A 1765-nucleotide genomic window follows, 5' to 3' on the forward strand; every position below is an offset into this window, starting at 1 on the left:
GGCGCAGCATTCCTGTTTGAAGGATGTTCGAGGTCTTGAAAGAAAAGGAGCCCTCTAGTATGATGCATGAGTGTCAACGACCATTGACCCATCATCAAACAAGGAGGACTCCTTTATGCATTCTAAATGGAATATTAAAATTAATCAAGTTACTGAAAATACACTCGTTGTCGGTATGGATATTGCAAAGCGTATTCATTACGCATGCTTTGTCGATGAACGCGGGCGAGTAATAGAAAAAGCTTTTGCGGTACATCAATCGAAAGAAGGCTTCGAAAACTTGTATGAAAAGATTCTTCAAACGATGAAGGAAGCTAAGAAAACTGAAGTAATAATAGGTATTGAGCCTACAGGCCACTACTGGATGAACTTAGCCTATTTCTTAGATCAATACGGAATCCCACTTGTCATGGTGAATCCAATGCACGTAAGACGTTCGAAAGAACTAGATGATAACTTACCGACAAAGCACGATAAAAAAGATGCACTAGTCATCGCTCGCTTATTAAAGGATGGACGTTTCAGCTATCCACGTATACTGAAAGACATTGAAGCTGAGCTTCGTATTGGTTCTACTCTTCGTTCAAAATTGACGGAGGATTTGGCTAGTATCAAAAACCGAATCATTCGTTGGCTTGATCGCTACTTTCCAGAGTTTACTCAAGTTTTTCCTAATTTCGGGAAGATGGCACTTGCAACACTAGAAATGACGCCATTACCAAAAGATATTAAAGAGAAAACAGCTGAAGAGTTGGTCTTTCTTTACCGACAGGTAAAGGGAATGAGAGCCCCACAGTTACCGAAAGCCAAGCTTCTTATTGAAGCCGCGAAAAACTCTATCGGACTGACAGAAGGAACACAGATGGCCCAACATGAAATCGCCACGCTCTTACGTCAGTATCGGTTATTAGAAACTGAAATTGAAACTATAAATAATCAATTAGCAGAAATGGCACAAACAACAATGGAATATGAAATACTGGCTTCAGTTCCTGGTTTAGGAGATGCGACAATAGTTGATTTACTATCAGAAGTAGGAAGCTTCTCACTTTATGAAAATCCACGCCAACTTATAAAACTAGCGGGATTAACATTACGTGAAAGCTCGTCTGGTCAACATAAGGGACAAAAACATATCTCTAAACGAGGGCGAAAGAAGCTTAGAAACACTTTATTTAAAGTAATAGTACCGCTAATTCGTCATAATGAAGCGTTCAAACAGCTTCATAAATACTACACAACGCGACAACAAAATCCCTTAAGGGGAAAGCAGTCAATGGTGATACTCTGTGGTAAATTACTGAAGGTATTACATGGCATATGCAAAAAGAAAGTCTTTTTTAACGAGCAACATATGATGAATGACCTCTACTGTCTCGCAGAGGCAGCGTAATCAATTCTTTCATCGAACTATAAAAAGAAGGATGACACGGAGAAGCCAGCAAAATAACTAAACTCAGACTATGAGTCTCCGGTGCAGCATAGCAGGCCTCTGCCTTATGAATAGACCGAACGAAGGAATGTAAGCGCAAATGACGCTAAGAGACATGGGAGGGTACGTCGTCATAAGTATCGCAGAGATCCATTGTGCATCACATAGTGGATAAAAAAGCTAATGATTTCCATTAGTTTTAGCGAAGCGTACACCTAACTTGTAAATTATAACTATAAATTCAAAACACTGTTTATAAATGAAGTGGAAAATTATTTTTTCTTCACCACGGAGTGGTGGAAACCGTTGATACATCAATGTTTATAGAGGGAG

Annotated in this window: 1 protein-coding gene; it reads left to right on the plus strand. The window is 39.4% G+C overall.

Annotation, left to right across the window (positions count from 1 at the left end):
- Positions 1-115: 115 nt before the first annotated feature.
- The gene (locus H131_RS22510) at positions 116-1393 is read left to right on the plus strand and encodes an IS110 family RNA-guided transposase (protein ID WP_010861447.1); all 1278 of its coding nucleotides are present in this window, start codon (positions 116-118) and stop codon (positions 1391-1393) included.
- Positions 1394-1765: the final 372 nt, after the last annotated feature.

It is taken from the genome of Lysinibacillus sphaericus OT4b.31, assembly GCF_000392615.1.
GTDB classification, from domain to species: domain Bacteria; phylum Bacillota; class Bacilli; order Bacillales_A; family Planococcaceae; genus Lysinibacillus; species Lysinibacillus sphaericus_B.

Excerpts from the sequence above, each read along its gene's own strand:
- H131_RS22510 (WP_010861447.1), top strand. The coding sequence starts at position 116 with ATGCATTCTAAATGGAATATTAAAATTAATCAAGTTACTGAAAATACA.